Below are 22,459 nucleotides of genomic sequence, written 5' to 3' on the forward strand. Positions count from 1 at the left end.
GTGCAATCGCCCTTCATTCCTCCCCAGCGCCGCGAGCGACTCGCTGGAGATAGCCCCGGTCGCCGCCCGCTACGCCCTGGTCACGATCGTCTTCAGGGTCGCGGCACGGCCTTTCCAGAAATCCGCGTACAGACCAGCATGCCGCTACGGCTTCCGCTACTTTCATCGCGTAGGCCCATGTTTCGACGATCGGGTATGCCGACTCACCTTGCCGACCCGCCGGGATTGGGCAAGAGTGGGTTGCAAATACGAACCTGATGGAGAGCGGAGCATGGCCGAGGCCTATATCGTGGAGGCGGTACGCACCGCCGGCGGCAAGCGCGGCGGCAGGCTCGCGGGGTGGCATCCGGCGGATATGGGCGGCGCGGTGCTCGACGCGATCGTCGACCGGTCGGGCATCGACCCCACCGCGATCGAAGACGTCATCATGGGCTGTGTCAGCCAGGGCGGCGAGCAGGGCTTCCAGGTGGGACGCGGCGCCGTGCTGGCGTCGAAGCTGCCCGAAAGCGTGCCCGCCGTCTCGATCGACCGCCAATGCGGCAGCTCGCAACAGGCGATCCAGTTCGCGGCGCAGGCAGTGATGTCCGGCACGCAGGACGTGGTGATCGCCTCGGGCGTCGAGAGCATGACGCGCGTGCCGATGGGCTCCACCGGCATGTTGTTCGCGCAGGCGGGCCTCGGCAAATCCAAGTCGCCGCGGCAGGAAGCACGCTATCCCGGCGTGCAGTTCAGCCAGTTTCTTGGCGCCCAAATGATCGCCGACAAATATGGCTTCGATCGCGACCAGCTCGACCGCTACGCGCTGGAGAGCCATCGCCGCGCTGCCGCCGCGACCGGGCGGGGCGATTTCAAGGACGAGATCGTCGGGCTCGAGATCGCGACGCCCGAGGGCGAGGCCTGCCATCTGGTCGACGAGGGCATCCGCTTCGACGCAACCTTCGAGGGTATCCATTCGGTCAAGCTGTTGCAGGAAGGCGGGGTGATTTCCGCCGCCAATGCCAGCCAGATATGCGACGGGGCGAGCGCGGTGCTGGTGGTCAGCGAACGCGCGCTGAAGGACCACGGCCTGACCCCGCTGGCGCGCATCCACAATTTGACCGTCACCGGGGGCGACCCGGTGATCATGCTCGAGGAGCCGCTGTTCGCGACCGACAAGGCGCTGAAGCGCGCTGGCATGAAGATCGAGGATATCGACCTGTACGAGGTCAATGAGGCGTTCGCGCCGGTGCCGCTTGCCTGGCTGCGGCATGTCGGCGGCGATCCTGCGCGGCTCAACGTCAATGGCGGCGCGATCGCGCTGGGTCATCCGCTCGGGGCCTCGGGCACCAAGCTGATGGCGACCCTGGTCCATGCGCTACGCACGCGCGAGCTTCGCTACGGATTGCAGACGATGTGCGAGGGTGGCGGCATCGCCAATGTCACGATCGTCGAGCGGGTTTGAGGAGAGACGCATGAAACTCGACACCAGCATTGCCGCCGTCGTTACCGGCGGCTCCTCGGGCCTGGGCGAGGCGACCGCGCGGGCGCTAGCGGCGAAAGGCGTGAAGGTCGCGATCTTCGATCTTCAGGCGGAGAAGGGCGAGAAGGTCGCAACCGAGATCGGCGGTGTGTTCTGCGAAGTGAACGTGACCTCCGACGAGAGCGTAGACGCCGGCTTTGCCAGGGCGCGCGCGGCGAACGGGCAGGAAAGCATACTCGTCTGCTGCGCCGGCACCGCCAACGCGATGAAGACGGCGAGCCGGTCAAAGGAAGACGGCAGCATCAAGCATTTCTCGCTCGAGGCGTTCAACTGGCTCATCCAGATCAATCTGGTCGGCACCTTCCGCTGCGTGGCGAAATCCGCGGCCGGCATGCTGACGCTCGATCCAGGCGAGGATGGCGAGCGCGGCACGATCGTCATGACCGCCAGCGTCGCGGCCGAGGACGGCCAGATCGGCCAGGCAGCCTATTCGGCGTCGAAGGGCGGCGTGGTCGGCATGACCCTGCCGATCGCCCGCGACCTGATGGGCGAAGGCATCCGGATCAACACGATCCTGCCGGGCATCTTCAACACCCCGCTGCTGCAGGGCGCCCCGCAGCAGGTGAAGGACAGTCTGGCCGCGTCGGTGCCTTTCCCCAAGCGCCTCGGGAACGCATCGGAATATGCGCAGCTTGCGCTGGTGATGATCGAGAACGGCTATTTCAACGGTGAGGACGTGCGCCTCGACGGCGCGATCCGCATGGCGCCGCGGTGATTTTCTAGCCCCTCCCGCTTGCGGGAGGGGAGGAAGAAGGAGCAATGCCCCGACCCGATCCATCCCGGCTGACCCTGTCCGCCTATCCGCACAGCGAGAGGATCCAGACGCGATTCCAGGACCTCGATCCGCTCGGGCATATCAACAATGTCGCGATGGCGGCGCTGTTCGAGAGCGCGCGGGTGCGGTTCAACCAGGCGATGGGGCTGGCCGGATGGAAGGGCCATCGCTGGCTCGTCGCGCGGATCGAGATCAATTATCTCGCCGAGGGCCATTTCCCCGCCGATATCGAGATCGCGACCGGGATCGGCGAGATCGGCACGCGGAGCTGGCAGATCCTGTCGACCGCCTTCCAGCAGGGGTTCGCCATCGCCACCTGCGATTCCTCGATCGTGATGAGTAGCGCCACGGGCGCGACCCGGCTGCCCGACGATTTCCGCATCGGGCTGGAGAAATACCGGCTGCTGGTCAGCGCGCCCCTGCCCAATCTTTGAAGCGCCTAGTCTCTGAAACGAGGCGTGCGCTTTTCCATATTGGCCATCACCGCTTCGACCTGATTGGGCTGGCGGATCACGCGCAACTGCTCGACCGTCTCGGCCTCGAGGATCGCCCTGGGATCGCCATCGGCGGCCAGGTTGAACAGCCGCTTGCTCCCGCGCACCGCGTGCGGGCTTCGCCCGGCGATCTCGTGCGCCAGCGTCATCGCCGCTTCGTGAGGATCGTCGGCGAGGCGGGTGACGAAACCGTAACCCAGTGCTTCCTCGGCGGTGAATTCGCGCGCGGTATAGGTCAGTTCGCGCAGCACGTCGTCGCGCGCCAGAGTCCGCCACAGGGCGATGCCGGCCATATCGGGCACCAGGCCCCAATGCCCCTCGCGGATCGACAGTCGCGTGCCCGGCGCGGCGATGCGGATATCGGCGCCCGACATGATCTGGAAGCCGCCGCCCAGCGCCACGCCGTGCACCGCCGCAATCACCGGCATGGGCAGCATGCGCCAACCCCAGGAAACCTGCTGCACGAGATTGGCGCCATCGGGGCGCCGGCTGCCGAGATCGATGCCCGATCCGCCGCCTGCCATGCTCTGCATGTCGAGCCCGGCGCAGAAGGCACGCCCCTCGCCCGAGAGCACGACCGCACGGACGCTGGCCATGCCGTTCAGCTGGTCGATCGCCGCAGCGATCCCCTTGAACATCGCCGGATCGATCGCGTTCATCTTGTCGGCGCGGGTCAGGCGGACATCGGCGACATGATCGGCAACGGTAATCGAAACGCGGTCGTTCATGGTCTTTCCTTCAGTTCCTCGGCCCAGCCATTCGGGAATCTAGACAATCCGGCTGCCGCCGACACCCCAATAGCGATCGCGCAGGAGCCTTTTGTAGAGCTTGCCCGTCGCATGGCGCGGCAGTTCCGCGGTGAAATCGATCTGGCGCGGCGTCTTCACACCCGAAAGCTCGGCGCGGCACCAGGCGGTGAGTTCCTCCGCGAGTTCGGGCCCGGCCTCCGCCATGTCGACCGGCTGGACCACCGCGACGACCCGCTCGCCCATTTCGGGGCAGGGCGCACCGATCACCGCGACGTCCGCCACCCGCGGGTGCGTGATCAGCCGGTTCTCGATCTCCTGCGGATAGACGTTCACCCCGCCCGAGATGATCATGAAGCTCTTGCGGTCGGTGAGATAGAGATAGCCCTCGGCATCGACCCGCCCGACATCGCCGAGCGTGGTCCAGCCCTGCGCGTTGCGCGTCTCCGCCGTCTTCCCCGGATCATTGTGATATTCGAACTGGCCGCCACCCTCGAAATAGACCAGCCCCTCCTCGTCCGGCCCCAGTTCCTCGCCCGCCTCGTTGCAGATGTGCAGCACACCGTACGCCGCCTTGCCGACCGATCCCTTGTGCGCCAGCCACTCCTCCGAATGGATCGTGGTCATGCCGTTGCCCTCGGAACCGGCATAATATTCGTACAGCACCGGCCCCCACCAGGCGATCATCGCCTCCTTGACCGGGATCGGGCAGGGCGCGGCGGCGTGGATCGCGACCCTGAGTGTCGACAGGTCGAAACGGCTGCGCTCCTCCTCGCCCAGCTTCAGCATGCGCACGAAATGGGTCGGCACCCATTGGCTGGCCGTCACGCCATAGGTCTCGATCGCGGCGAGCGCGGTCAGCGGCGAGAAATGCCGCATCATCACCACCGTGCCGCCGAGCCGCAGCACCGTCATCGACCAGCGCAAGGGCGCCGCATGATAGAGCGGCGCCGGGCTGAGATAGATCGTATCCGGCCCCAGCCCGTACAGCCCGCGCGCGAGCATCGTCAGGATGGTCGGCGCGGCAATCGCCGGATCTTCGGGCAGCGCGACCCGCACGCCCTTGGGCCGGCCGGTCGTGCCGGAGGAATAGAGCATGTCGATCCCGGCGCGTTCATCGGCGATCGGCGTATCGGGCATTGCCGCGACCGCCTCCTCCCAGCTCGACCAGCCGGCCACCGCGCCGCCGATCGTGTAGAGCGCGATACCCGCCAGTTGGGCGGCGAGCGGCCCCGCGACATCCAGCCCGGCCGATGCGATGACCAGCGTCGCCCCGCTGTCGCGAACGATATAGTCGACCTCGGGCGCGGTCAGCTTGGTCGAGATGCAGACATAGACGAGGCCGCTGCGCTGCGCGCCCCAGGCGATATCGAAGAATTCCGGCACATTCTCCAGGAACAGCGCGATCGTGTCGCCGACGGCCAGCCCGGCGGAGCGGAACAGGTGCGCCGCACGGTTCGATCGCCGGTCGAGCTCGACATAGCTCACCGCCTCGCCGGTTTCCGCGACGATCAGCGCGGGCTTGTCCGGCGTCTCCGCGCCATGGATGCTGGGGTGCACCCGCCTCTCCCATTCGTTGTTCTTTGCAACCTAAGCTAGACGGCCTCGCGCAGCCGGGCAATCATGCAAACGCACCGCTTCACGACGGGTTTTGCGGATTACGCTGCACTGCGGTAGAGACATCGAATAGTGACGACGATCGACGCCTTTCGTTTCGACCCCGAACGCTTCCTGCGCAACGGCGCGGGCGGCCATGGCAGCCTGCTTGGCCTCGGCTATCACGCGCACGGCGCCGACTGGGTCGAGCTGGCGCTTCCTTACAGCGCGGACCAGATCGGCGAATCCGAAACCGGCGTGATCGCGTCCGGCCCGATCCTGTCGATGATGGACATGGCGACGAGCATGGCGGTGTGGCTGAAGCTCAACGGCTTTCGCCCGCACGCGACGCTCGATCTGCGCGTCGATTATCTGCGGCCGGCCACGCCGGGCAAGACGGTGATCGGGCGCGGCGAATGCTATCGCATCTCCCGCTCGATCGCGTTCGTACGCGGCCAGGCGCATGACGGCGATCCCGACGATCCGCTCGCGCATGTCGCCGGCACGTTCATGGCGCCGGAGGGCTATCTGTGACTCTGCCGCCCTATGCCGATCTGCTCGGGCTGAGCGTCGATCCCGATGACGACGGCGTGCTGATCATGCCGTTCGAACAAGGCGTTCTGGGGCGGCCGGGTTTCCTGCACGGCGGCGCGATCAGCGGGCTGATGGAAATGGCGGCGATCGTCGCGGTCCGCCACGCGCTCGCCGAAGAAGGCGGCGGCCGGATCAAGCCGATCAACGTCACGGTCGATTTCATGCGCGGCGGACGCGACAAACCTACCCGGGCGCGGGGCGTGGTGACGCGGCTCGGCACGCGGGTCGCCAATGTCGAGGCGACGGCGTGGCAGGACGATCGCGACAAGCCGATCGCCGCGGCGCGACTCAACTATCTGATCGCGCGACCGTGAGCGGCGCGCGGGCACAGGCAGAAACCTATGCCCGCGAAGCGCAACGCCTGCGCGATGCCGGCGACCATTATGAAGCGTTGAGCCGCCAGCGTCGCGCGGTGACGCTGTTGCGCGATCTCGACGATGCCGCCGCACTGGGCCACGCCATCCGCCATGTCGCCGACATCCTGGTCGAGGCCGGGCGCGGCGAGGAAGCCGGTGCCGCGATCACCGAGATGCTCGCGCTCTACCGTGCCGCACCCGACGCGGCGCCGCTCGATGTCGCCAATGCGTTGCGCAGCGCAGCGCTCCAGGCCGAGGCGATCCAGGACAGCGACACCGCCTGGATCTTCTGGATCCAGGCGCGCGCGCGGTACGAGGAACTCGACGCATTGTTCGAGGAGATGACCGGCGCACCCGGCAATCCTGGCGTCGCCGAGGCCGATGCGCACCTTAAAAGGCTGCGCGGCTGAGTCCTCAGCGCGGCGTCAGCCGCATCAGATGCCCGGCATTGCCGCGGCCGTCCTGCAGCAGCCAGATCGCGCCGTCGGGCGCCTGGGCCACGTCACGGATGCGCATGCCCATGTTCCACTGATCGGCCTTGGCGGCCTTGTCGCCGTCCAGGGTGACGCGGATCAGCGCCTGGCCGGACAGGGCGGCGATGAACGCCGAGCCCTGCCAGGCCGGGAACATCTTGCCCGAATAGATCATCAGCCCGCCCGGTGAGATCGAGGGATTCCACCAGATTTTGGGCGCTTCGAAACCGTCGCCCGGCACGTGATCGGGGATCGGCGTGTCGTCGTAATTGTCGCCGTTCGACGCCTTGGGCCAGCCGTAATTCTTGCCCGGCTGGATCAGGTTGACCTCGTCGCCGCCCTTGGGCCCCATCTCGATTTCCCAGAGCCGGCCGTCCTTGTCGAAGGACAGGCCGTAGGGATTGCGATGGCCGATCGACCAGGTTTCCGCACGCGCACCACCCGCGGCGTAACCCGGGTTGCCCGGCGCGGGCTTGCCGTCGAGCGTCAGGCGCAGGATCTTGCCGAGCCTCTGGTCCGGATCCTGCGACGGGGTGAAGCGCTGACGCTCGCCGGTCGAGAGATAGAGCAGCCTGTGGTCGGGCGAGAAGGCGATGTTGCCGCCGAACTGCTCGCCCGTCCCGTCGGAGCCGGCGCGGAAGATCACCTGCAGACCCTGGAGGCTCGGTGCTGCGCCGTCCTTCAGGGTTGCGCGGGCGAGCGCGAGGCTCCGGCCGGTCGGGCGCGGCTCGGAATAGGACAAATAGATGATGTGGCTCTTCGCGAAATCCGGCGCGAGCGCGACGTCGAGCATGCCGCCCTGCCCGCCCGGCGCCACTTTCGGCACGCCAGCCACGTCCTTCACGCCGCCATCGGTCGCGCGCAGTTTCAGCTTGCCGGGCTTCTCGGTGACGAGGATGCGGCCGTCGGGCAGGAAAGCGAGCGCGAAGGGCGTGTCGAACTGGCCTTTGTCGCTCACCGCGAAGGGCAGGTCGGCCGGCACCTTGAACATGGCGCGGGCATTCTGGGCGACGCTCGCAGTGGTGGCGCCAGCCAGGGCGAGAAGAGGCAAGGCGTACAAAGAGAATCGGGTCATGCCGGTCGATCTTTCCTGGGGAGGTGTCGGCGCAACGATCCGGCGAGCGGATCGCTGCATTGCGGGATTTATAGCGTCAGGCCTTGGCCGGCGTAAGCTTGATCAGCCGCCCGTCCGCGCCCCGCATGCCATCTTCGATCAGCCAGATCGCGCCATCGGGCCCTTGCTCCGCCTCGCGGATGCGATTGGACATCGGCCATTGATTGCCCTTCTTCGCCTTGGTGCCGTCCAGGTCGATGCGCAGCAGCGACTGGCTGGAAAGCCCGCCGATGAACGCATCGCCCTTCCACGCCGGGAACATGTCGCCCGAATAGATCATCAGCCCGCCCGGTGAGATCGACGGGTTCCACCAGACCTTCGGCGCCTCGAAACCGTCGCCGGGCGCGTGATCGGGGATGTCCCGGTCGTCATAATGGCTGCCGTTCGAGGCCCTGGGATAGCCGTAATTCTTGCCCGGCTGGATGAGGTTGACCTCATCGCCGCCCTTCGGCCCCATTTCCTGCTCCCACAGATTGCCCTCGGCGTCGAAGGCGATGCCGAGCAGGTTGCGGTGGCCATAGGACCAGATCTCCGGCCGGGCGCCGGCCTGTCCGGCAAAGGGATTGCCCGGCGCGGGCTTGCCGTCCGGGGTGAGGCGCAGCACCTTGCCGAGCGTCATGCTCAGGTCCTGCGCCGGATCGAATTTCTGGCGCTCGCCATTGGTGAAGAACAGGTGTTGGCCGTCGGGCGAGAAGGCGATGCGGCCCGAATAATGGCCATTGCCCTCGACCGCGTGGCTGGCGCGGAAGATGACCGAGACGTCGGTCAGCGCCGGCATCGCGCCCTTTTCGCCAAGCCGTCCGCGCGCGAGCGCCACTGCCTTGCCGCCGTCACGTGCCTCCGAATAGCTGAAATAGACCAGGCGATCCTTCGCGAAGCCGGGCGAGAGCACCACGTCCATCAGCCCGCCCTGCCCCGCGCTGTCGACGCCGGGGATCGTCGCCAGCGTCGCGACCTGCTTCGCATCGGCGGAGACGATCAGCAGCTTGCCGGCCTTTTCGGTCACCAGCAGCCGGCCGTCGGGCAGGAAAGTCATCGCCCAGGGCGATTCGAAATCCGCCATCACGGTTTCGGTGAAGGGCTTGGCGGCCGCATCCTGCGCCGGCGCGGTCGAGGCCGAACAGGCAGTGGCGATGACCGCGCACAACGCCAGGGTCGCACAGGAGGAAAATCGGGTCATGCCGGGCAGCCTCTCGTTTCTTGAGTCAATCGCCCGGCGAGTCGCGCACGTCCGCAGGCGGCGAGTTGGGCCAGCCTATAGAATCGGATCGCAGGATCAAGGCAGGCCGCCTGCCCCTTTCGCCCTGTGAAAAGGGACGCGGAAAGGGGGCCTTGCCGCGCGGGCCAACCCGCCGTATATCGCCATCTCAATTCTCTACATCGTTATGGGTGAAGAGGTCGGGGCCACACGGTCCCGGCGGCGAGAAGGCATGTTTCAAACCTGATGACGGACATCGCGAAACTGGCACAACTGATCGAGCCCGAGGCGAACGCCCTGGGCTTCGATCTCGTGCGCGTGAAGATGTTCGGCAACCGCGACGACCTGACCCTTCAGGTGATGGCCGAGCGCCCCGACACCCGCCAGCTGACGATCGACGATTGCGCCGAACTGTCGCGCCGCATCTCCGACCTGTTCGACGAGAAGGATCCGATCGTTGAGGCGTACCGCCTCGAGGTCAGCTCGCCGGGGATCGATCGTCCGCTCACCCGCCTCGCCGATTTCCAGGATTGGGCGGGGCATGAGGCGCGCATCCATCTCGCCGCGCCGGTCGATGGCCGCAAACAGCTCACCGGCTTCTTGAAGGGCGTCGAGGACGGGCGCATCACCATCGACGTGAACAAGCATGAGCCGATGACGATCGGCTTCGATCAGGTCGCGAACGCCAAGCTGCTGCTGACCGACGCGCTGATCGCCTCCACCCGGCCGCTGTCGCTGGACGGTGTCGAGGAAGAAGAATTCGAAGAAGAGGCGCCCGAGGGCGCCGAGAGCAACCCCGATGATATCATGAACGAAGGGCAAGACTGATGGCCACCGCCGTTTCCGCCAACAAGGCCGAGCTGATCGCGATCGCGAATGCCGTCGCCGCCGAGAAGATGATCGACAAGGGCATCGTGATCGAAGCGATGGAGGACGCGATCCAGCGTGCCGCCCGTGCCCGCTACGGCGCCGAGAACGACATCCGCGCGAAGCTCGATCCGGTCAGCGGCGACCTGCGCCTGTGGCGCGTCGTCGAAGTGGTCGAGGCGGTCGATGACTATTTCAAGCAGGTGAACCTGAAGGAAGCGCAGAAGCTTCAGCCGGGCGCGGTCGTCGGCGACTATATCGTCGATCCGCTGCCCCCGATCGAGTTCGGCCGCATCGCGGCGCAGGCCGCCAAGCAGGTGATCTTCCAGAAGGTCCGCGATGCCGAGCGCGAGCGGCAATATGAAGAGTTCAAGGACCGCATGGGCGAGATCATCACCGGCGTGGTGAAGCGCGTCGAGTTCGGTCACGTCGTGGTCGACCTCGGCCGCGCCGAAGGCGTCATCCGCCGCGATGCGCAGATCCCGCGCGAGATCGTGCGTGTCAACGACCGTATCCGCGCGCTGATCCTGAACGTGCGCCGCGAGAATCGCGGCCCGCAGATCTTCCTCAGCCGCGCGCACCCCGATTTCATGAAGAAGCTGTTCGCGCAGGAAGTGCCCGAGATCTATGACGGCATCATCGAGATCAAGGCCGCCGCCCGCGACCCGGGCAGCCGCGCCAAGATCGGCGTCATCAGCCACGACAGCTCGATCGACCCGGTCGGCGCGTGCGTCGGCATGAAGGGCAGCCGCGTCCAGGCCGTCGTGCAGGAAATGCAGGGCGAGAAGATCGATATCATCCCCTGGTCGCCCGACACCGCGACCTTTGTCGTCAACGCGCTTCAGCCGGCCTCGGTCAGCCGAGTCGTGATCGACGAGGAAGAGGACCGCATCGAAGTCGTCGTTCCCGACGATCAGCTGTCGCTCGCCATCGGCCGCCGCGGCCAGAATGTCCGCCTCGCCAGCCAGCTCACCGGCAAGGCGATCGACATCCTGACCGAGGCCGACGCCTCCGAGAAGCGCCAGAAGGAATTCCTCGAGCGCACCGAGATGTTCCAGACCGAGCTCGACGTCGACGAGACGCTGGCCCAGCTGCTGGTCGCCGAAGGCTTCGGCGCACTGGAGGAAGTGGCGTATGTCGAGGCCGAGGAAATCGCCTCGATCGAAGGCTTTGACGAGGATCTCGCCGCCGAGCTGCAGAGCCGCGCGACCGAGGCGCTCGAGCGCCGCGAGGAAGCCAACCGCACGCTCCGCCGCGAGCTGGGCGTGTCGGACGATCTCGCCGCGATGCCCTACATCACCGAGGCGATGCTCGTGACCCTGGGCAAGGCGGGCATCAAGACGCTCGACGACCTCGCCGATCTCGCGACCGACGAACTGGTGCAGAAGAAGCGCCAGGAACCGCGCCGCCGCAACGAGGACGCCCCCAAGCGCCCCGAGGACAAGGGCGGCGTGCTCGGCGAATATGGCCTGAGCGAAGAGCAGGGTAACGAGATCATCATGGCCGCCCGCGCGCATTGGTTCGAGGACGAGGAGGCACCTGCCGCCGAAGCCGCGACCACGGACGAGGAAGCGTAAGCGCCCATGCCGTTCGTCAGCATCCGGATCGCGGGCACCGCGACGCACGACCAGAAAGCGGGGATCGTCGCTGACGTGACGCGTTCGCTGGTCGATCGTCTCGGCAAGCCCGCGGGCGCGGTGCAGATCGTGATCGAGGAAATCTCCACGGAGAATTACGGCGCTGGCGGCCTGCTTCTGGCCGACCGCGACGCGCCGAAGAGGGAGGACGCGCATGCGGTTCCCTCAGTATGACGCGCTAGGCTTCAGACAGGTACTGGCCCCTTCACTCCCTCCTCCCTTTCGCGGGAGGGGACGCGATGAAGGCTGACCCCATCCGCCGCTGCATCCTGATCGGCGACCGCGCCCCGCGTGCCGCTTTGGTGCGGCTCGCGCTGTCGCCTGACGGCCATGTCCTGCCCGACGTCCGCGCCAAGGCTCCCGGCCGCGGCGCCTGGATCGGCGTGAGCAGGACCGACCTCGAAACCGCGATGGCCAAGGGCAAGCTCAAGGGCGCGCTCGCCCGCGCGTTCAAGACCGGCCCGGTGCTCATCCCCGACGATCTGCCGACGCTGATCGAAGCCGCGCTCGAACGCGCTGCGCTCGACCGGCTCGGGCTCGAATCCCGTTCCGGCGGGCTGCTGATCGGCACCGAAAGGATCGAGACCGCCGCCCGTTCCGGCAAGCTTCACCTGCTGCTCCACGCGTCCGATGCGGGCGAGGACGGCAACCGCAAGCTCGACCAGGCCTGGCGCGTCGGAAAGGACGAGGAAGGCAGCGGGCTCAGGGGGTTGGCGCTGCCGGTGTCACGCACCATATTGGCCGTGGCACTAGGACGGCAGAATGTGGTACATGTCGGCCTGACTGATCCCGATGCGGCGAAGCGGGTGGGCGAAGCGCTCCATCGCTGGCTGCATTTTATCGGCCCTGACCCGAGTACAGCGCCTTGCGAAACGGTCTCGCAGGGCGCAACGCCGTTTGAAACCGAGCCGACGGACAGTGGCGTGTCCGATACGGCCGAAGATTGATCTACGAGGAATTTGAGTGAGCGATACCGACAACGAAAAGCCGAAACTGGGCATGCGCGCACCGCTGGGGCTGAAGCGCACGGTCGAGACGGGCAAGGTGAAGCAGAGCTTCAGCCATGGCCGCTCCAACACCGTGGTCGTGGAAGTGAAGAGCCGGCGTGTCCTGCGGCGCCCCGGCGAGCCGGAAGCGCCTGTGGTCGAGGAAGCACCGGCACCCGCACCGGTCGCCGCCGCCCCGGTGCGCGCGCCCGAGCCGCCGCGCCCGGCGCCCGTCTCGCCCGCCAATTCGCTGCTGTCGCGCCAGGAGCTTCAGGCCAAGCTGCTCCGCGAGGCCGACGAGTCGCGGATGAACGCGCTCGAGGAAACCCGCCGCCGCGAGGAGCGCGAGCGCCTCGAGGCAGCCGAGGAGGAGCGCCGCCGCGCCGAGGAAAATCGCCGCGCCGGCGACGCCCCGGATTCGCCTGCCGCCCCTGAGCAACCCGCGCCCATGGAGACGCCGGCGGCAACGCCCGTCGCCGTCGCGCCGGTCGAGGCAACGACACCGCCTGCCCCGCCGTCCCCGCCCGCGGCCCCGCCCCAGCCGGTCACCGTCTCGCTCGATCCGGGCATGCCCGCGCCGCGCCGCTTCACCCCGGTCGCGCGCCCCGAGCGCCCGCGCCCGCCGCCCGCGCCCGTGGCCGCCGCACCCGCGGCGACTGCCGCAACGCCGGCGGCCGCGTCGCCTGCTGGCGCCCCCAAGCGTCCTGGCCCTGGCAGCCCGGCGCCCAGCAATGACGGCCCCGGCCGTCCGCAGCAGCGCGATCGCAAGGGCGACGATCGCCGCACCGCCGGCAAGCTGACCGTCAACCGCGCCCTTGGCGACGGCGACGGCGCGCGTGCCCGGTCACTCGCGGCGCTGAAGCGCGCGCGCGAGAAGGAACATCGCCGGATGGGCGGCCCGCGCGAGGCGCAGGCCAAGCAGATCCGCGACGTCGTCGTGCCGGAAGCGATCACCGTGCAGGAGCTCGCCAACCGCATGGCGGAAAAGGGTGCCGACCTGGTCAAGGCGCTGTTCAAGATGGGCATGCCCGTCACGATCAACGCGACGATCGACCAGGACACCGCCGAGTTGCTGGTGACCGAATTCGGCCACAACATCACCCGCGTCAGCGATTCGGACATCGATCTCGCGATCGAGACCGATGCCGATGCGGACGAGACGCTGCAGCCGCGTCCGCCGGTCGTCACGATCATGGGCCATGTCGACCACGGCAAGACCTCGCTCCTCGATGCCCTGCGCGGCACCGATGTGGTGAAGGGCGAAGCCGGCGGCATCACCCAGCATATCGGCGCCTATCAGGTCACGCTGAAGGACAAGTCGAAGATCACCTTCCTCGACACGCCGGGCCATGAGGCCTTCACCGAAATGCGCGCGCGCGGCGCCAACGTCACGGATATCGTGGTGCTGGTCGTGGCCGCCGATGACGGCCTGAAGCCTCAGACGATCGAGGCGATCAACCACACCAAGGCGGCCGGCGTGCCGATGATCGTGGCGATCAACAAGGTCGACAAGCCCGACGCCAATCCGCAAAAGGTCCGCGAGGCGCTGCTTCAATATGAAGTCGTCGTCGAGGAGATGTCGGGCGACGTCCAGGACGTCGAGGTTTCGGCGCTCAAGAAGACCGGCCTCGACGAGCTGGTCGAGAAGATCCAGCTCCAGGCCGACCTGCTCGAACTGAAGGCGAACCCGGATCGCGATGCCGAGGGCACCGTGATCGAGGCGAAGCTCGACAAGGGCCGCGGCCCGGTCGCGACGATCCTGGTCAATCGCGGCACCTTGAAGGTCGGCGACGTGTTCGTCGTCGGCGCCGAGAGCGGCAAGGTCCGCGCGATGACCAACGACAAGGGCCAGCAGATCAAGGAAGCCGGCCCATCCATGCCGGTCGAGGTGCTCGGCCTGTCCGGCGTGCCGCGTGCCGGCGATCCATTGTCGGTGGTCGAGAACGAGGCGCGCGCCCGCGAGGTCGCGGAATATCGCCAGAGCGTGATCACCAGCAAGCGCACCACCTCGGCTCCGGCCAGCCTCGAGAGCATGTTCTCCGCGCTGAAGGACAAGCAGGCGATCGAGTATCCGCTCGTCGTCAAGGCCGATACGCAAGGCTCGGTCGAGGCGATCGTCAGCTCGATCAACAAGATCTCGACCGACGACATCAAGGCCCGGGTGCTTCACTCGGGCGTCGGCGGCATCACCGAGAGCGACGTCACCCTGGCGGGTGCGTCGGGCGCGCCGATCATCGGCTTCAACGTCCGCGCCAATGCCAAGGCACGCGAGATCGCCGAACGGCAGAAGGTCGCGCTCAAATATTATGACGTGATCTACGACCTGATCGACGACATCCGCGCCGGCATGGCGGGCGAGCTTGGCCCCGAGGCCTTCGAAACGGTCGTCGGCCGCGCCGAAATCCGCGAGGTCTTCTCGGCCGGCAAGCATGGCCGCGCCGCCGGTCTGCTGGTGGTCGAGGGCTATATCCGCAAGGCGCTCAAGGCCCGCATCACGCGCGACGACGTCATCATCTACAATGGCGAAATCGCGTCGCTGCGACGCTTCAAGGATGACGTGGCCGAGGTTCGTGCCGGTCTGGAATGCGGTGTGACCTTTGCCAGCCACACCGACATCAAGCCGGGCGACTTCCTCGAAACCTATGAAGTCGAGCTGCGCGAACGGACGCTGTAACGATGACGCGGTTGCGGATCGGCGCGGCACTGGGCCTCGGCCTGGTGCTGGCCGGCTGCGGCGAGCCGACGATCGAATGGCAGCGCGCGATATCGCGCGACGGCCAGTATATCGCGACCGCCGAATATGATGCGCCGGTACTCGACCGGAAGGACACCTATGTCTTCCTGCAATCGGGTCGGCCGTTCACGCGCGAGGCGGTCTATCGGAGCCATCTGCACGATTGCGTCGTGCTGCGCTGGACCGGGCCGCGGGCGCTGACGATCAGCCATCTTTCCGGCGTGCCGATCCTGCGCAAGCCGGAATGGAAGCCGCGCTGGGGCGGGGATCCGGTCAAGATCAGCTACCGCGATTTCAGCCTGATCGGGCTGGCGCTGCCCCCCGAATGTATGGTGATGAAATGAGACCCGCTGAAACCCCCGAGACCCGCTCCGTCCGCCTGCTCCGCGTCGGCGAGCAGGTGCGCCACACGCTGGCCGATATCCTCGCGCGCGGCGACGTGCATGACGAGGTGCTGGCGAAGCATGTCGTGACGGTCACCGAAGTGCGCATGTCGCCCGACCTGCGGCACGCCACGGTCTTCATCAAGCCGCTGCTCGGCAAGCAGGAGGAAGCGGTGCTGAAGGCGCTGCGCACCAACACCGCCTATCTCCAGCGCGAGGTCGCGGCACGCGTGAACACGCGCTACGCCGCCAAGCTGAAGTTCATCGCCGACGAAAGCTTCGACGAGGGCAGCCATATCGACAAGCTGCTCCGCGACCCGCATGTGGCGCGCGATCTCGAGCCGGGCGAAGATCCCGCAACTTGACTCACTTGGCGGTAAGACGCATCTTACCGCCATGACAGCGCAAACCTCTCTCTCGGCCAAGGGCCAGGTTGTCATCCCCAAGGACGTTCGGGATGCGCTCGGCTACAAGCCGGGCCAAGCGTTCGATGTGGTGAAGACCGATGGCGGCATACTGTTACGGCCGCTCGCGCGGAAAAGCGGCAGGACCACCGACCAGATCGTCGCGGAGATCCGGGCGCTCTACCAGCATGAAGGGCCGCCCGCGACGATCGAGGACATGAACGCAGCGGTCGACGCGATGTTCGCAGCTAAAGGCGCCGACGTGAATCAGGACGATTCCTGATTCGCGCCATCGATACCAATATTCTGCTGAGGTTGTTGACCGGCGACGATGCCGGTCAGGCCCGTGTCGCGCGGTCCCTCATCGACGAGGATTTTATCGTCACCGCGACAGTCCTGATCGAGACAGCGTGGGTGCTTCGCTCGCTCTATGGCTGGGACAGGGTGGCGCTGGCGCAAGGTCTGCGCATGGTGATGGACCTGCCGCATGCGGTCAGCGTTCCCGACCATGCCACCTGGGCGATCGACCGTCTGGAAGCGGGCGCCGATTTCGCCGACATGATGCATATCGCGACTGCCGCCGGCGCAACGAGCTTCGCCACCTTCGATCGCGGCATCGCGAAAAAGGCCGGGACGGCCGCCCCCATACCGATCGAGACCCTCGCCTGATGGCCAAACTCTATTTCTACTACGCCTCGATGAACGCCGGGAAATCGACCACCCTGCTTCAGGCCGATTTCAACTATCGCGAGCGCGGCATGCGGACCCTGCTGTTCACCGCGGCGATCGACGACCGGTTCGCGGCGGGCACCGTCACCTCGCGGATCGGGCTCGGCGCCGATGCGATCGCGTTCGAGCGCGATACCGATCTCGCCGCGATCGTCGTGCGCGAGGGTGAGGAACCGCCCGCTTGCGTGCTGGTCGACGAGGCGCAGTTCCTGACCGCGGCGCAGGTCGATCAGCTCGCGACGGTCGCCGATTTCCACGGGGTGCCGGTGCTCGCTTACGGCCTGCGCACCGATTTCCAGGGGCAATTGTTCGAGGGATCGGCGCGGCTATTGGCGATCGCGGATTCGCTTATCGAGATAAAGTCGGTCTGCGCGTGTGGCCGCAAGGCGACGATGAACATGCGCGTCGATGCCGAGGGCAACCCGATCCGCGAGGGCGCTCAGACCGAAATCGGCGGCAACGACCGTTATGTTGCGATGTGCCGGCGGCACTTCATCGAGCGTACAGCCGGACCGGCGTAAATCTCAGCTACCCCGAGTCGAGGAAACGTCGCGATGCTCACCCGCACCCTGCTTGTCCTGCCCCTTGCAGCCTTGTGCGCTGCTGGCGCGCTTGCGCAAACCACGCCGCCCGAAACCGGCAAACCGGCATCGATCCCCTTCGTTCAGTTCGACGGAATCCAGGACTTCCAGCCCGATGGCGACCGCGCGGTCTATCTCCAGGATCGCGGGCGCAAATGGTATCACGCGACAATCCTGGGGCCGTGCCTCGGCCTGTCCTTCGCAACGCGCATCGGTGTGAAGACCAGTGGATCGACGTCGCTCGACCGCTACGGCTCGCTGCTGGCCGACGGCCAGGAATGCCGGATCGACCAGCTCGTGACGAGCGGTCCGCCGCCGAAAAAGGCGAAGAAACCCAAGAAGGGCTGAGGACCGCTGGCGAATAGCCGGTCGCATCGCTAGATGCAGACGATGAACATCACCTCCATGATCTATTCCGCCACGGTCTGGATCATTCCGCTCATCATCGCGATCGTGCTGCACGAGGTGTCGCATGGTTGGGTCGCCAACGCGCTCGGCGATCCGACCGCGAAGCGGCTCGGGCGTCTGTCGGTCAACCCGGTCACCCATGTCGATCCGATCGGCACGATCCTGCTGCCCCTGTCGCTCGCCATCGCACACCTGCCGGTATTCGGCTGGGCCAAGCCGGTGCCCGTCGTTGCCAGCCGGTTGCGCAACCCGCGCGTCCACATGATGCTGGTTGCGCTGGCCGGCCCGGGGATGAACTTCCTGCTCGCCCTCATCGGCACGATCGCCATCGCGATCTTCGTCGCGCTCTGGCCAGGCGGCACGCCGACCGGCGCGAGCGCGTTCCTGTCCGACAATCTGATCAACTTCGTGATGATCAATATCTTCCTGGCGATCTTCAACCTGTTGCCGATCCCGCCGTTCGACGGCGGCCATGTCGTGCAGGGCCTGCTGCCCCGACCGCTCGCCGCGCACTATGCGAAGATCGGCCGCTACGGTTTCCTGCTGCTGATCTTCCTGCTGGTGATCCTGCCGATGATCGCGCCGAACGCGAATGTCGTCGGGCGCCTGATCGGCCCGCCGGCCTGGGCGCTGATCCGCTTCCTGCTCGGGTCGGCCGGCCTCTCGGTCTGAGTTCGGTGCACGGCTGGATCATCCTCGACAAGCCGCTCGGGCTTGGCTCGACCCAGGGCGTGTCGGCGGTCAAGCGCGCCCTCCGCGCCGGCGGTTACGGCAAGCTCAAGGTAGGGCATGGCGGCACGCTCGATCCACTCGCGACCGGCGTGCTGCCGATCGCCATCGGCGAGGCGACCAAGCTCGCCGGGCGGATGCTCGACAGCGACAAGGTCTATGACTTCACGATCCGCTTCGGGGTGCAGACCGATACGCTCGACCTTGAGGGCGCTGAGATCGCGCGATCGGATGTGCGGCCGACGCTGGCGGAAGTGCAAGCAATACTGCCCCGCTTCACCGGCCCGATCGAGCAGGTGCCACCAGCCTATTCCGCGCTGAAGGTCGATGGCCAGCGCGCCTATGATCTGGCGCGCGCGGGTGAGGAAGTGGTCTTGGCGAGTCGCTCGGTTATCATCCACGCCCTAAGCTCCTCCCCGGAACGGGGAGGGGGACCATTCGCTTCTTCAGCGAATGGTGGAGGGGCTTGGAGCGCGGTACCGCTGCCCCGCGCTCCAAGCCCCTCCACCGCCTTCGGCGGTCCCCCTCCCCGTTCCGGGGAGGAACTAAGGGAGGAACTAAGGGAGGAATTGGAAGACATCACCCTCACCGCCCATGTCTCCAAGGGCACCTATATCCGCAGCCTCGCGCGCGACATCGCGCTGGCCCTCGGAACGGTCGGCCACGTCGCCATGCTCCGCCGCACAAAGGCCGGTCCGTTCACCCTGGCGGACTCGATATCGCTGGACAAACTGGACGAACTCGGCCATGGGCGCGCCCTTGAAGACAAACTCCTGCCATTGAGGGCGGGGCTGGACGACATCCCGGCTCTATCCCTCACCCCCGATCAGGCAGGGCTGCTCCGACAGGGGCGGGTGTTGATCGGGACCGCCGCAGACGATGGCCTCCACTTCGCGATATCGGACGATGTTCCGGTCGCTCTGGTGGAAGTTCTGGACCGCGAGGTCCGTGTCGTTCGCGGTTTCAACCTCTAAGCGAAAGGATCACGATGTCGATCACTCAGGAGCGCAAGGAAGCGCTCGTCAAGGACCATGCCCGCGCCGAAGGCGATACGGGTTCCCCCGAAGTTCAGGTCGCGATCCTCACGGAGCGCATCCGCAACCTGACCGAGCACTTCAAGGACCACAAGAAGGACAATCATTCGCGCCGCGGGCTGCTGATGATGGTCAACAAGCGTCGGTCGCTGCTCGATTATCTCCGTCACAAGGACGGTGCGCGTTATACCGATCTCATCGCGAAGCTCGGTCTTCGCAAGTAAGAAACCGGCGCCCTCGGGCGCCGTTTTCATATCTCAAATAAACCCCGCCACGCGCGGGGCCGCCAGCTCATCAACGAGACTGGACCCCATCAAGGGGACAAAAAGGACAGGACGCAATTCGGCTGATTGTCCGGAGGCCGTGAAAGACCTCGAACCGCGCGGGCCGGTCAAGCCCGCACATAGGCCCCGGCCCGCATTTGGCGGCCGGAGTTGAAGGAAATAAAATGTTCGATACCAAAACCGTAAGCATCCAGTGGGGCGGCAAGACCCTCACGCTGGAAACGGGCCGCGTTGCCCGCCAGGCCAATGGCGCCGTCATCGCGACGCTTGGCGAAACCGTCGTGTTGTGCGCGGTCACCGCTGCACGCTCCGTCAAGGAAGGGCAGGATTTCTTCCCGCTCACCGTCCACTACCAGGAAAAATTCTCGGCTTCGGGCCGCATCCCCGGCGGCTTCTTCAAGCGTGAGCGCGGCGCCACCGAAAAGGAGACGCTGACCAGCCGCCTGATCGATCGCCCGATCCGCCCGCTGTTCCCGGAAGGCTTCTACAACGAGATCAACGTCATCGCCCAGGTGCTGAGCTATGACGGCGAGAACGAGCCGGACATCCTCGCGATGGTCGCCGCTTCTGCCGCCCTCACCATCTCCGGCGTGCCCTTCATGGGCCCGATCGGCGCAGCGCGCGTCGGCTATATCGACGGCGAATATATCCTGAACCCCACCCTCGAGCAGACCAGGGAAGGCGATCTCGACCTGGTCGTCGCCGCCACCGGTGGCGCCGTGATGATGGTCGAATCCGAAGCCAAGGAGCTGTCGGAAGACGTGATGCTCGGCGCCGTGCAGTTCGCCCACAAGGCCTGCCGCGAAGCCGTCAACGCGATCATCGACCTGGCCGAGCAGGCCGCCAAGGAGCCTTGGGAAATGGCCGAGCAGGCCGATCTGTCGGCCGCCAAGGACAAGCTCAAGAAGCTGATCGGCAAGGACATCGCCGCCGCCTACAAGGTGACCGACAAGTCCAAGCGTTCGGATCTGCTCAACGAAGCCCGCGCCAAGGGCAAGGCGGCGTTCGCCGACGCAGCTCCGCAGGACCAGATGGCAGCCGGCAAGCTGATGAAGAAGCTCGAGGCCGAGATCGTTCGCGGCGCCATCCTCAAGGACGGCAAGCGCATCGACGGCCGCACCACCACGCAGATCCGTCCGATCGAGGCGATGGTGCACTTCCTCCCGCGCACGCACGGCTCGGCGCTGTTCACGCGCGGCGAGACTCAGTCGATCTGCACCACCACCCTCGGCACGCGTGACAGCGAGCAGATGATCGACGGGCTGACCGGCCTGTCCTACGAGCACTTCATGCTTCACTATAACTTCCCGCCCTATTCGGTCGGTGAAGTCGGCCGCTTCGGTGCGCCGGGCCGTCGTGAAGTCGGCCATGGCAAGCTCGCCTGGCGCGCGCTGCACCCGGTGCTGCCGTCGAAGGACGAGTTCCCCTACACGATCCGCGTTCTCTCCGACATCACCGAGTCGAACGGCTCGTCGTCGATGGCGACGGTGTGCGGCGGTTCGCTCTCGATGATGGATGCCGGCGTGCCGCTGAAGCGCCCGGTCTCGGGCATTGCGATGGGCCTGATCCTCGAGGGCAAGGACTTCGCCGTCCTGTCCGACATCCTCGGCGACGAGGATCATCTCGGCGACATGGACTTCAAGGTTGCCGGCACGTCCGAGGGCATCACCACGATGCAGATGGACATCAAGATCGCGGGCATCACCGAAGAGATCATGCGTGTCGCGCTGAGCCAGGCCAAGGAAGGCCGCGCCCACATCCTGGGCGAAATGGCCAAGGCGCTCGACCACACCCGTGAGGAGCTGTCGGCCCACGCACCGCGCATCGAGACGATCACGATCGACAAGTCGAAGATCCGTGACGTCATCGGCACCGGCGGAAAGGTCATCCGCGAGATCGTCGCCACCACCGGCGCCAAGGTCGACATCGACGATGAGGGCGTGATCAAGGTCAGCTCCTCGGATTCGGCGCAGATCGATGCCGCGATCAAGTGGATCAAGGGCCTGGTCGAGGAAGCCGAAGTCGGCAAGATCTATGACGGCAAGGTCGTCAACCTGGTCGATTTCGGCGCGTTCGTGAACTTCATGGGCGGCAAGGACGGTCTCGTCCACGTCTCCGAGATCCGCAACGAGCGGGTCGAGAAGGTCAGCGATGCGCTGAGCGAAGGCCAGGCCGTGAAGGTCAAGGTCCTCGAGATCGATCCGCGCGGCAAGGTCCGCCTGTCGATGCGCGTCGTCGATCAGGAGACCGGTGCCGAGCTGGAGGACACCCGTCCTGCCCGCGAGCCCCGCGAAGGCGGTGACCGCGGCGATCGTGGTCCCCGCGGCCCGCGCCGTGACGGCGACGGCGGCCGTGGCCCGCGTGGTGACGGCGGTGGCCGTGGCGATCGCGGCCCGCGCCGTGATGGCGATGGCGGCCGTGGCGACCGTGGTCCGCGTCGCGATGGTGGCGGTGCCAGGGACGAGGGGCGTGGTCCCCGTCCCGAGCGTTCGGGCGGCGGCAACGATGACGGCCCCGCGCCGGAATTCGCACCTGCCTTCCTGACCGGCGACCGCGACTAAGCGATCCCGGTCCGTCAGGACTGACAAAGAAGAGGGCCCCGGGAAACCGGGCCCTTTTTTAATGAGCGCTTCCTCTCCTTTGGGAGAGGATACGGAGACTTGAGAGCGCAGCGATCTAGTCGGAGTTGGAGAGGGGCTCCGGAGCCATCGATAGCTCCCGGGGCCCCTCACCAAGTTTCGCTAGGTGTGATCTTTCGATAGGTTGTTCATCCGGTTCTGTCCGAGCAGACTGAGGTTGCGAAGCTTCAGCTGTCAGG

The 22,459-nt window shown here is 66.4% G+C and carries 25 protein-coding genes; 21 read left to right on the top strand and 4 right to left on the bottom strand.

Annotation, left to right across the window (positions count from 1 at the left end; translation table 11 throughout):
- The first annotated feature begins 271 nt into the window (after window positions 1–271).
- From AC1RT8_RS23715 to AC1RT8_RS23725, 3 genes are read left to right on the top strand one after another with little or no spacing between them, the layout of a single operon-like run.
- Window positions 272–1,441, top strand: coding sequence for an acetyl-CoA C-acetyltransferase (locus AC1RT8_RS23715; RefSeq protein ID WP_493078918.1), 1,170 nt, complete (start codon window positions 272–274; stop codon window positions 1,439–1,441).
- A gap of 10 nt (window positions 1,442–1,451) precedes the next feature.
- Window positions 1,452–2,234 (top strand): SDR family NAD(P)-dependent oxidoreductase, encoded by a 783-nt coding sequence (locus tag AC1RT8_RS23720; protein WP_493078920.1) that lies wholly within the window; start codon window positions 1,452–1,454, stop codon window positions 2,232–2,234.
- A gap of 44 nt (window positions 2,235–2,278) precedes the next feature.
- Window positions 2,279–2,728 carry an acyl-CoA thioesterase gene (locus AC1RT8_RS23725; protein WP_493078921.1) on the top strand — a complete coding sequence of 150 codons (450 nt, stop codon included), beginning with the start codon at window positions 2,279–2,281 and terminating at the stop codon, window positions 2,726–2,728.
- Window positions 2,729–2,733: 5 nt separating this feature from the next.
- Here the strand turns inward: AC1RT8_RS23725 and AC1RT8_RS23730 are convergent, their stop codons facing one another.
- Both AC1RT8_RS23730 and AC1RT8_RS23735 read right to left on the bottom strand, forming a co-directional pair.
- The gene (locus tag AC1RT8_RS23730; protein ID WP_493078923.1) at window positions 2,734–3,516 is read right to left on the bottom strand and encodes a crotonase/enoyl-CoA hydratase family protein; all 783 of its coding nucleotides are present in this window, start codon (window positions 3,514–3,516) and stop codon (window positions 2,734–2,736) included.
- Window positions 3,517–3,555: 39 nt separating this feature from the next.
- Window positions 3,556–5,094 carry an acyl-CoA synthetase gene (locus AC1RT8_RS23735; protein ID WP_493078924.1) on the bottom strand — a complete coding sequence of 513 codons (1,539 nt, stop codon included), beginning with the start codon at window positions 5,092–5,094 and terminating at the stop codon, window positions 3,556–3,558.
- Window positions 5,095–5,223: 129 nt separating this feature from the next.
- On the opposite strand from AC1RT8_RS23735, the gene AC1RT8_RS23740 reads away from it, so the two are divergent.
- From AC1RT8_RS23740 to AC1RT8_RS23750, 3 genes are read left to right on the top strand one after another with little or no spacing between them, the layout of a single operon-like run.
- Entirely contained in the window at window positions 5,224–5,664 is a 441-nt protein-coding gene (locus AC1RT8_RS23740) for a PaaI family thioesterase (protein ID WP_493078926.1), read from the top strand.
- On the top strand, window positions 5,661–6,038 hold the full coding sequence (locus AC1RT8_RS23745) for a PaaI family thioesterase (RefSeq protein ID WP_493078927.1): 378 nt from the start codon (window positions 5,661–5,663) through the stop codon (window positions 6,036–6,038). The genes AC1RT8_RS23740 and AC1RT8_RS23745 overlap by 4 nt, the downstream gene beginning before the upstream one ends.
- Window positions 6,035–6,490: a hypothetical protein gene (locus tag AC1RT8_RS23750; RefSeq protein ID WP_493078928.1), complete on the top strand. Its 456-nt coding sequence runs from the start codon at window positions 6,035–6,037 to the stop codon at window positions 6,488–6,490. The genes AC1RT8_RS23745 and AC1RT8_RS23750 overlap by 4 nt, the downstream gene beginning before the upstream one ends.
- A gap of 4 nt (window positions 6,491–6,494) precedes the next feature.
- On the opposite strand, the gene AC1RT8_RS23755 is transcribed toward AC1RT8_RS23750, so the two are convergent.
- Together AC1RT8_RS23755 and AC1RT8_RS23760 are read right to left on the bottom strand one after the other, a co-directional pair.
- On the bottom strand, window positions 6,495–7,628 hold the full coding sequence (locus AC1RT8_RS23755) for a PQQ-dependent sugar dehydrogenase (RefSeq protein ID WP_493078929.1): 1,134 nt from the start codon (window positions 7,626–7,628) through the stop codon (window positions 6,495–6,497).
- Between the two features lie 76 nt (window positions 7,629–7,704).
- Window positions 7,705–8,847, bottom strand: coding sequence for a PQQ-dependent sugar dehydrogenase (locus AC1RT8_RS23760; RefSeq protein WP_493078931.1), 1,143 nt, complete (start codon window positions 8,845–8,847; stop codon window positions 7,705–7,707).
- Between the two features lie 264 nt (window positions 8,848–9,111).
- Between AC1RT8_RS23760 and rimP the strand changes: the two genes are divergently transcribed.
- The 15 genes from rimP (at window position 9,112) to pnp (ending at window position 22,202) form a co-directional block, all read left to right on the top strand.
- A complete protein-coding gene (rimP, locus tag AC1RT8_RS23765; protein WP_493078932.1) occupies window positions 9,112–9,693 on the top strand; it encodes a ribosome maturation protein RimP in 582 nt (193 codons plus the stop codon).
- On the top strand, window positions 9,693–11,309 hold the full coding sequence (gene nusA, locus AC1RT8_RS23770; protein ID WP_493078933.1) for a transcription termination factor NusA: 1,617 nt from the start codon (window positions 9,693–9,695) through the stop codon (window positions 11,307–11,309). The genes rimP and nusA overlap by 1 nt, the downstream gene beginning before the upstream one ends.
- A gap of 6 nt (window positions 11,310–11,315) precedes the next feature.
- On the top strand, window positions 11,316–11,543 hold the full coding sequence (locus tag AC1RT8_RS23775; protein WP_493078934.1) for a tautomerase family protein: 228 nt from the start codon (window positions 11,316–11,318) through the stop codon (window positions 11,541–11,543).
- 65 nt (window positions 11,544–11,608) lie between these two features.
- Window positions 11,609–12,316 carry a DUF448 domain-containing protein gene (locus tag AC1RT8_RS23780; protein WP_493078935.1) on the top strand — a complete coding sequence of 236 codons (708 nt, stop codon included), beginning with the start codon at window positions 11,609–11,611 and terminating at the stop codon, window positions 12,314–12,316.
- A 16-nt stretch (window positions 12,317–12,332) separates the two neighbouring features.
- Window positions 12,333–15,029: a translation initiation factor IF-2 gene (infB, locus tag AC1RT8_RS23785; protein WP_493078937.1), complete on the top strand. Its 2,697-nt coding sequence runs from the start codon at window positions 12,333–12,335 to the stop codon at window positions 15,027–15,029.
- A 2-nt stretch (window positions 15,030–15,031) separates the two neighbouring features.
- On the top strand, window positions 15,032–15,433 hold the full coding sequence (locus AC1RT8_RS23790) for a hypothetical protein (RefSeq protein WP_493078938.1): 402 nt from the start codon (window positions 15,032–15,034) through the stop codon (window positions 15,431–15,433).
- Window positions 15,430–15,837: a 30S ribosome-binding factor RbfA gene (gene rbfA / locus AC1RT8_RS23795; RefSeq protein WP_493078940.1), complete on the top strand. Its 408-nt coding sequence runs from the start codon at window positions 15,430–15,432 to the stop codon at window positions 15,835–15,837. Before AC1RT8_RS23790 ends, rbfA begins: the two co-directional genes overlap by 4 nt.
- Before the next feature lie 31 nt (window positions 15,838–15,868).
- Window positions 15,869–16,159 carry an AbrB/MazE/SpoVT family DNA-binding domain-containing protein gene (locus tag AC1RT8_RS23800; RefSeq protein ID WP_493078942.1) on the top strand — a complete coding sequence of 97 codons (291 nt, stop codon included), beginning with the start codon at window positions 15,869–15,871 and terminating at the stop codon, window positions 16,157–16,159.
- 20 nt (window positions 16,160–16,179) lie between these two features.
- The gene (locus AC1RT8_RS23805; RefSeq protein WP_493078959.1) at window positions 16,180–16,545 is read left to right on the top strand and encodes a type II toxin-antitoxin system VapC family toxin; all 366 of its coding nucleotides are present in this window, start codon (window positions 16,180–16,182) and stop codon (window positions 16,543–16,545) included.
- Window positions 16,545–17,126: a thymidine kinase gene (locus AC1RT8_RS23810; RefSeq protein ID WP_493078943.1), complete on the top strand. Its 582-nt coding sequence runs from the start codon at window positions 16,545–16,547 to the stop codon at window positions 17,124–17,126. The genes AC1RT8_RS23805 and AC1RT8_RS23810 overlap by 1 nt, the downstream gene beginning before the upstream one ends.
- Window positions 17,127–17,159: 33 nt before the next feature.
- Window positions 17,160–17,534 carry a DUF6491 family protein gene (locus tag AC1RT8_RS23815; protein ID WP_493078945.1) on the top strand — a complete coding sequence of 125 codons (375 nt, stop codon included), beginning with the start codon at window positions 17,160–17,162 and terminating at the stop codon, window positions 17,532–17,534.
- A gap of 42 nt (window positions 17,535–17,576) precedes the next feature.
- Window positions 17,577–18,266, top strand: coding sequence for a site-2 protease family protein (locus AC1RT8_RS23820; RefSeq protein WP_493078947.1), 690 nt, complete (start codon window positions 17,577–17,579; stop codon window positions 18,264–18,266).
- Between the two features lie 5 nt (window positions 18,267–18,271).
- On the top strand, window positions 18,272–19,297 hold the full coding sequence (gene truB, locus AC1RT8_RS23825; protein WP_493078948.1) for a tRNA pseudouridine(55) synthase TruB: 1,026 nt from the start codon (window positions 18,272–18,274) through the stop codon (window positions 19,295–19,297).
- A 14-nt stretch (window positions 19,298–19,311) separates the two neighbouring features.
- The gene (gene rpsO, locus AC1RT8_RS23830) at window positions 19,312–19,581 is read left to right on the top strand and encodes a 30S ribosomal protein S15 (RefSeq protein WP_299913478.1); all 270 of its coding nucleotides are present in this window, start codon (window positions 19,312–19,314) and stop codon (window positions 19,579–19,581) included.
- 224 nt (window positions 19,582–19,805) lie between these two features.
- Window positions 19,806–22,202, top strand: a complete 2,397-nt coding sequence (pnp, locus tag AC1RT8_RS23835) for a polyribonucleotide nucleotidyltransferase (protein ID WP_493078950.1) — start codon at window positions 19,806–19,808, stop codon at window positions 22,200–22,202.
- Window positions 22,203–22,459: the final 257 nt, after the last annotated feature.

The organism is Sphingomonas sp. GW821-FHT10F11 (genome assembly GCF_058809095.1).

Coding starts and splice junctions, on each gene's coding strand:
- AC1RT8_RS23715 (WP_493078918.1), top strand. CDS start 272: ATGGCCGAGGCCTATATCGTGGAGGCGGTACGCACCGCCGGCGGCAAG.
- AC1RT8_RS23720 (WP_493078920.1), top strand. CDS start 1,452: ATGAAACTCGACACCAGCATTGCCGCCGTCGTTACCGGCGGCTCCTCG.
- AC1RT8_RS23725 (WP_493078921.1), top strand. CDS start 2,279: ATGCCCCGACCCGATCCATCCCGGCTGACCCTGTCCGCCTATCCGCAC.
- AC1RT8_RS23730 (WP_493078923.1), bottom strand. CDS start 3,516: ATGAACGACCGCGTTTCGATTACCGTTGCCGATCATGTCGCCGATGTC.
- AC1RT8_RS23755 (WP_493078929.1), bottom strand. CDS start 7,628: ATGACCCGATTCTCTTTGTACGCCTTGCCTCTTCTCGCCCTGGCTGGC.
- AC1RT8_RS23760 (WP_493078931.1), bottom strand. CDS start 8,847: ATGACCCGATTTTCCTCCTGTGCGACCCTGGCGTTGTGCGCGGTCATC.
- rimP (WP_493078932.1), top strand. CDS start 9,112: ATGACGGACATCGCGAAACTGGCACAACTGATCGAGCCCGAGGCGAAC.
- nusA (WP_493078933.1), top strand. CDS start 9,693: ATGGCCACCGCCGTTTCCGCCAACAAGGCCGAGCTGATCGCGATCGCG.
- AC1RT8_RS23775 (WP_493078934.1), top strand. CDS start 11,316: ATGCCGTTCGTCAGCATCCGGATCGCGGGCACCGCGACGCACGACCAG.
- AC1RT8_RS23780 (WP_493078935.1), top strand. CDS start 11,609: ATGAAGGCTGACCCCATCCGCCGCTGCATCCTGATCGGCGACCGCGCC.
- AC1RT8_RS23790 (WP_493078938.1), top strand. CDS start 15,032: ATGACGCGGTTGCGGATCGGCGCGGCACTGGGCCTCGGCCTGGTGCTG.
- rbfA (WP_493078940.1), top strand. CDS start 15,430: ATGAGACCCGCTGAAACCCCCGAGACCCGCTCCGTCCGCCTGCTCCGC.
- AC1RT8_RS23800 (WP_493078942.1), top strand. CDS start 15,869: ATGACAGCGCAAACCTCTCTCTCGGCCAAGGGCCAGGTTGTCATCCCC.
- AC1RT8_RS23810 (WP_493078943.1), top strand. CDS start 16,545: ATGGCCAAACTCTATTTCTACTACGCCTCGATGAACGCCGGGAAATCG.
- AC1RT8_RS23815 (WP_493078945.1), top strand. CDS start 17,160: ATGCTCACCCGCACCCTGCTTGTCCTGCCCCTTGCAGCCTTGTGCGCT.
- AC1RT8_RS23820 (WP_493078947.1), top strand. CDS start 17,577: ATGAACATCACCTCCATGATCTATTCCGCCACGGTCTGGATCATTCCG.
- rpsO (WP_299913478.1), top strand. CDS start 19,312: ATGTCGATCACTCAGGAGCGCAAGGAAGCGCTCGTCAAGGACCATGCC.
- pnp (WP_493078950.1), top strand. CDS start 19,806: ATGTTCGATACCAAAACCGTAAGCATCCAGTGGGGCGGCAAGACCCTC.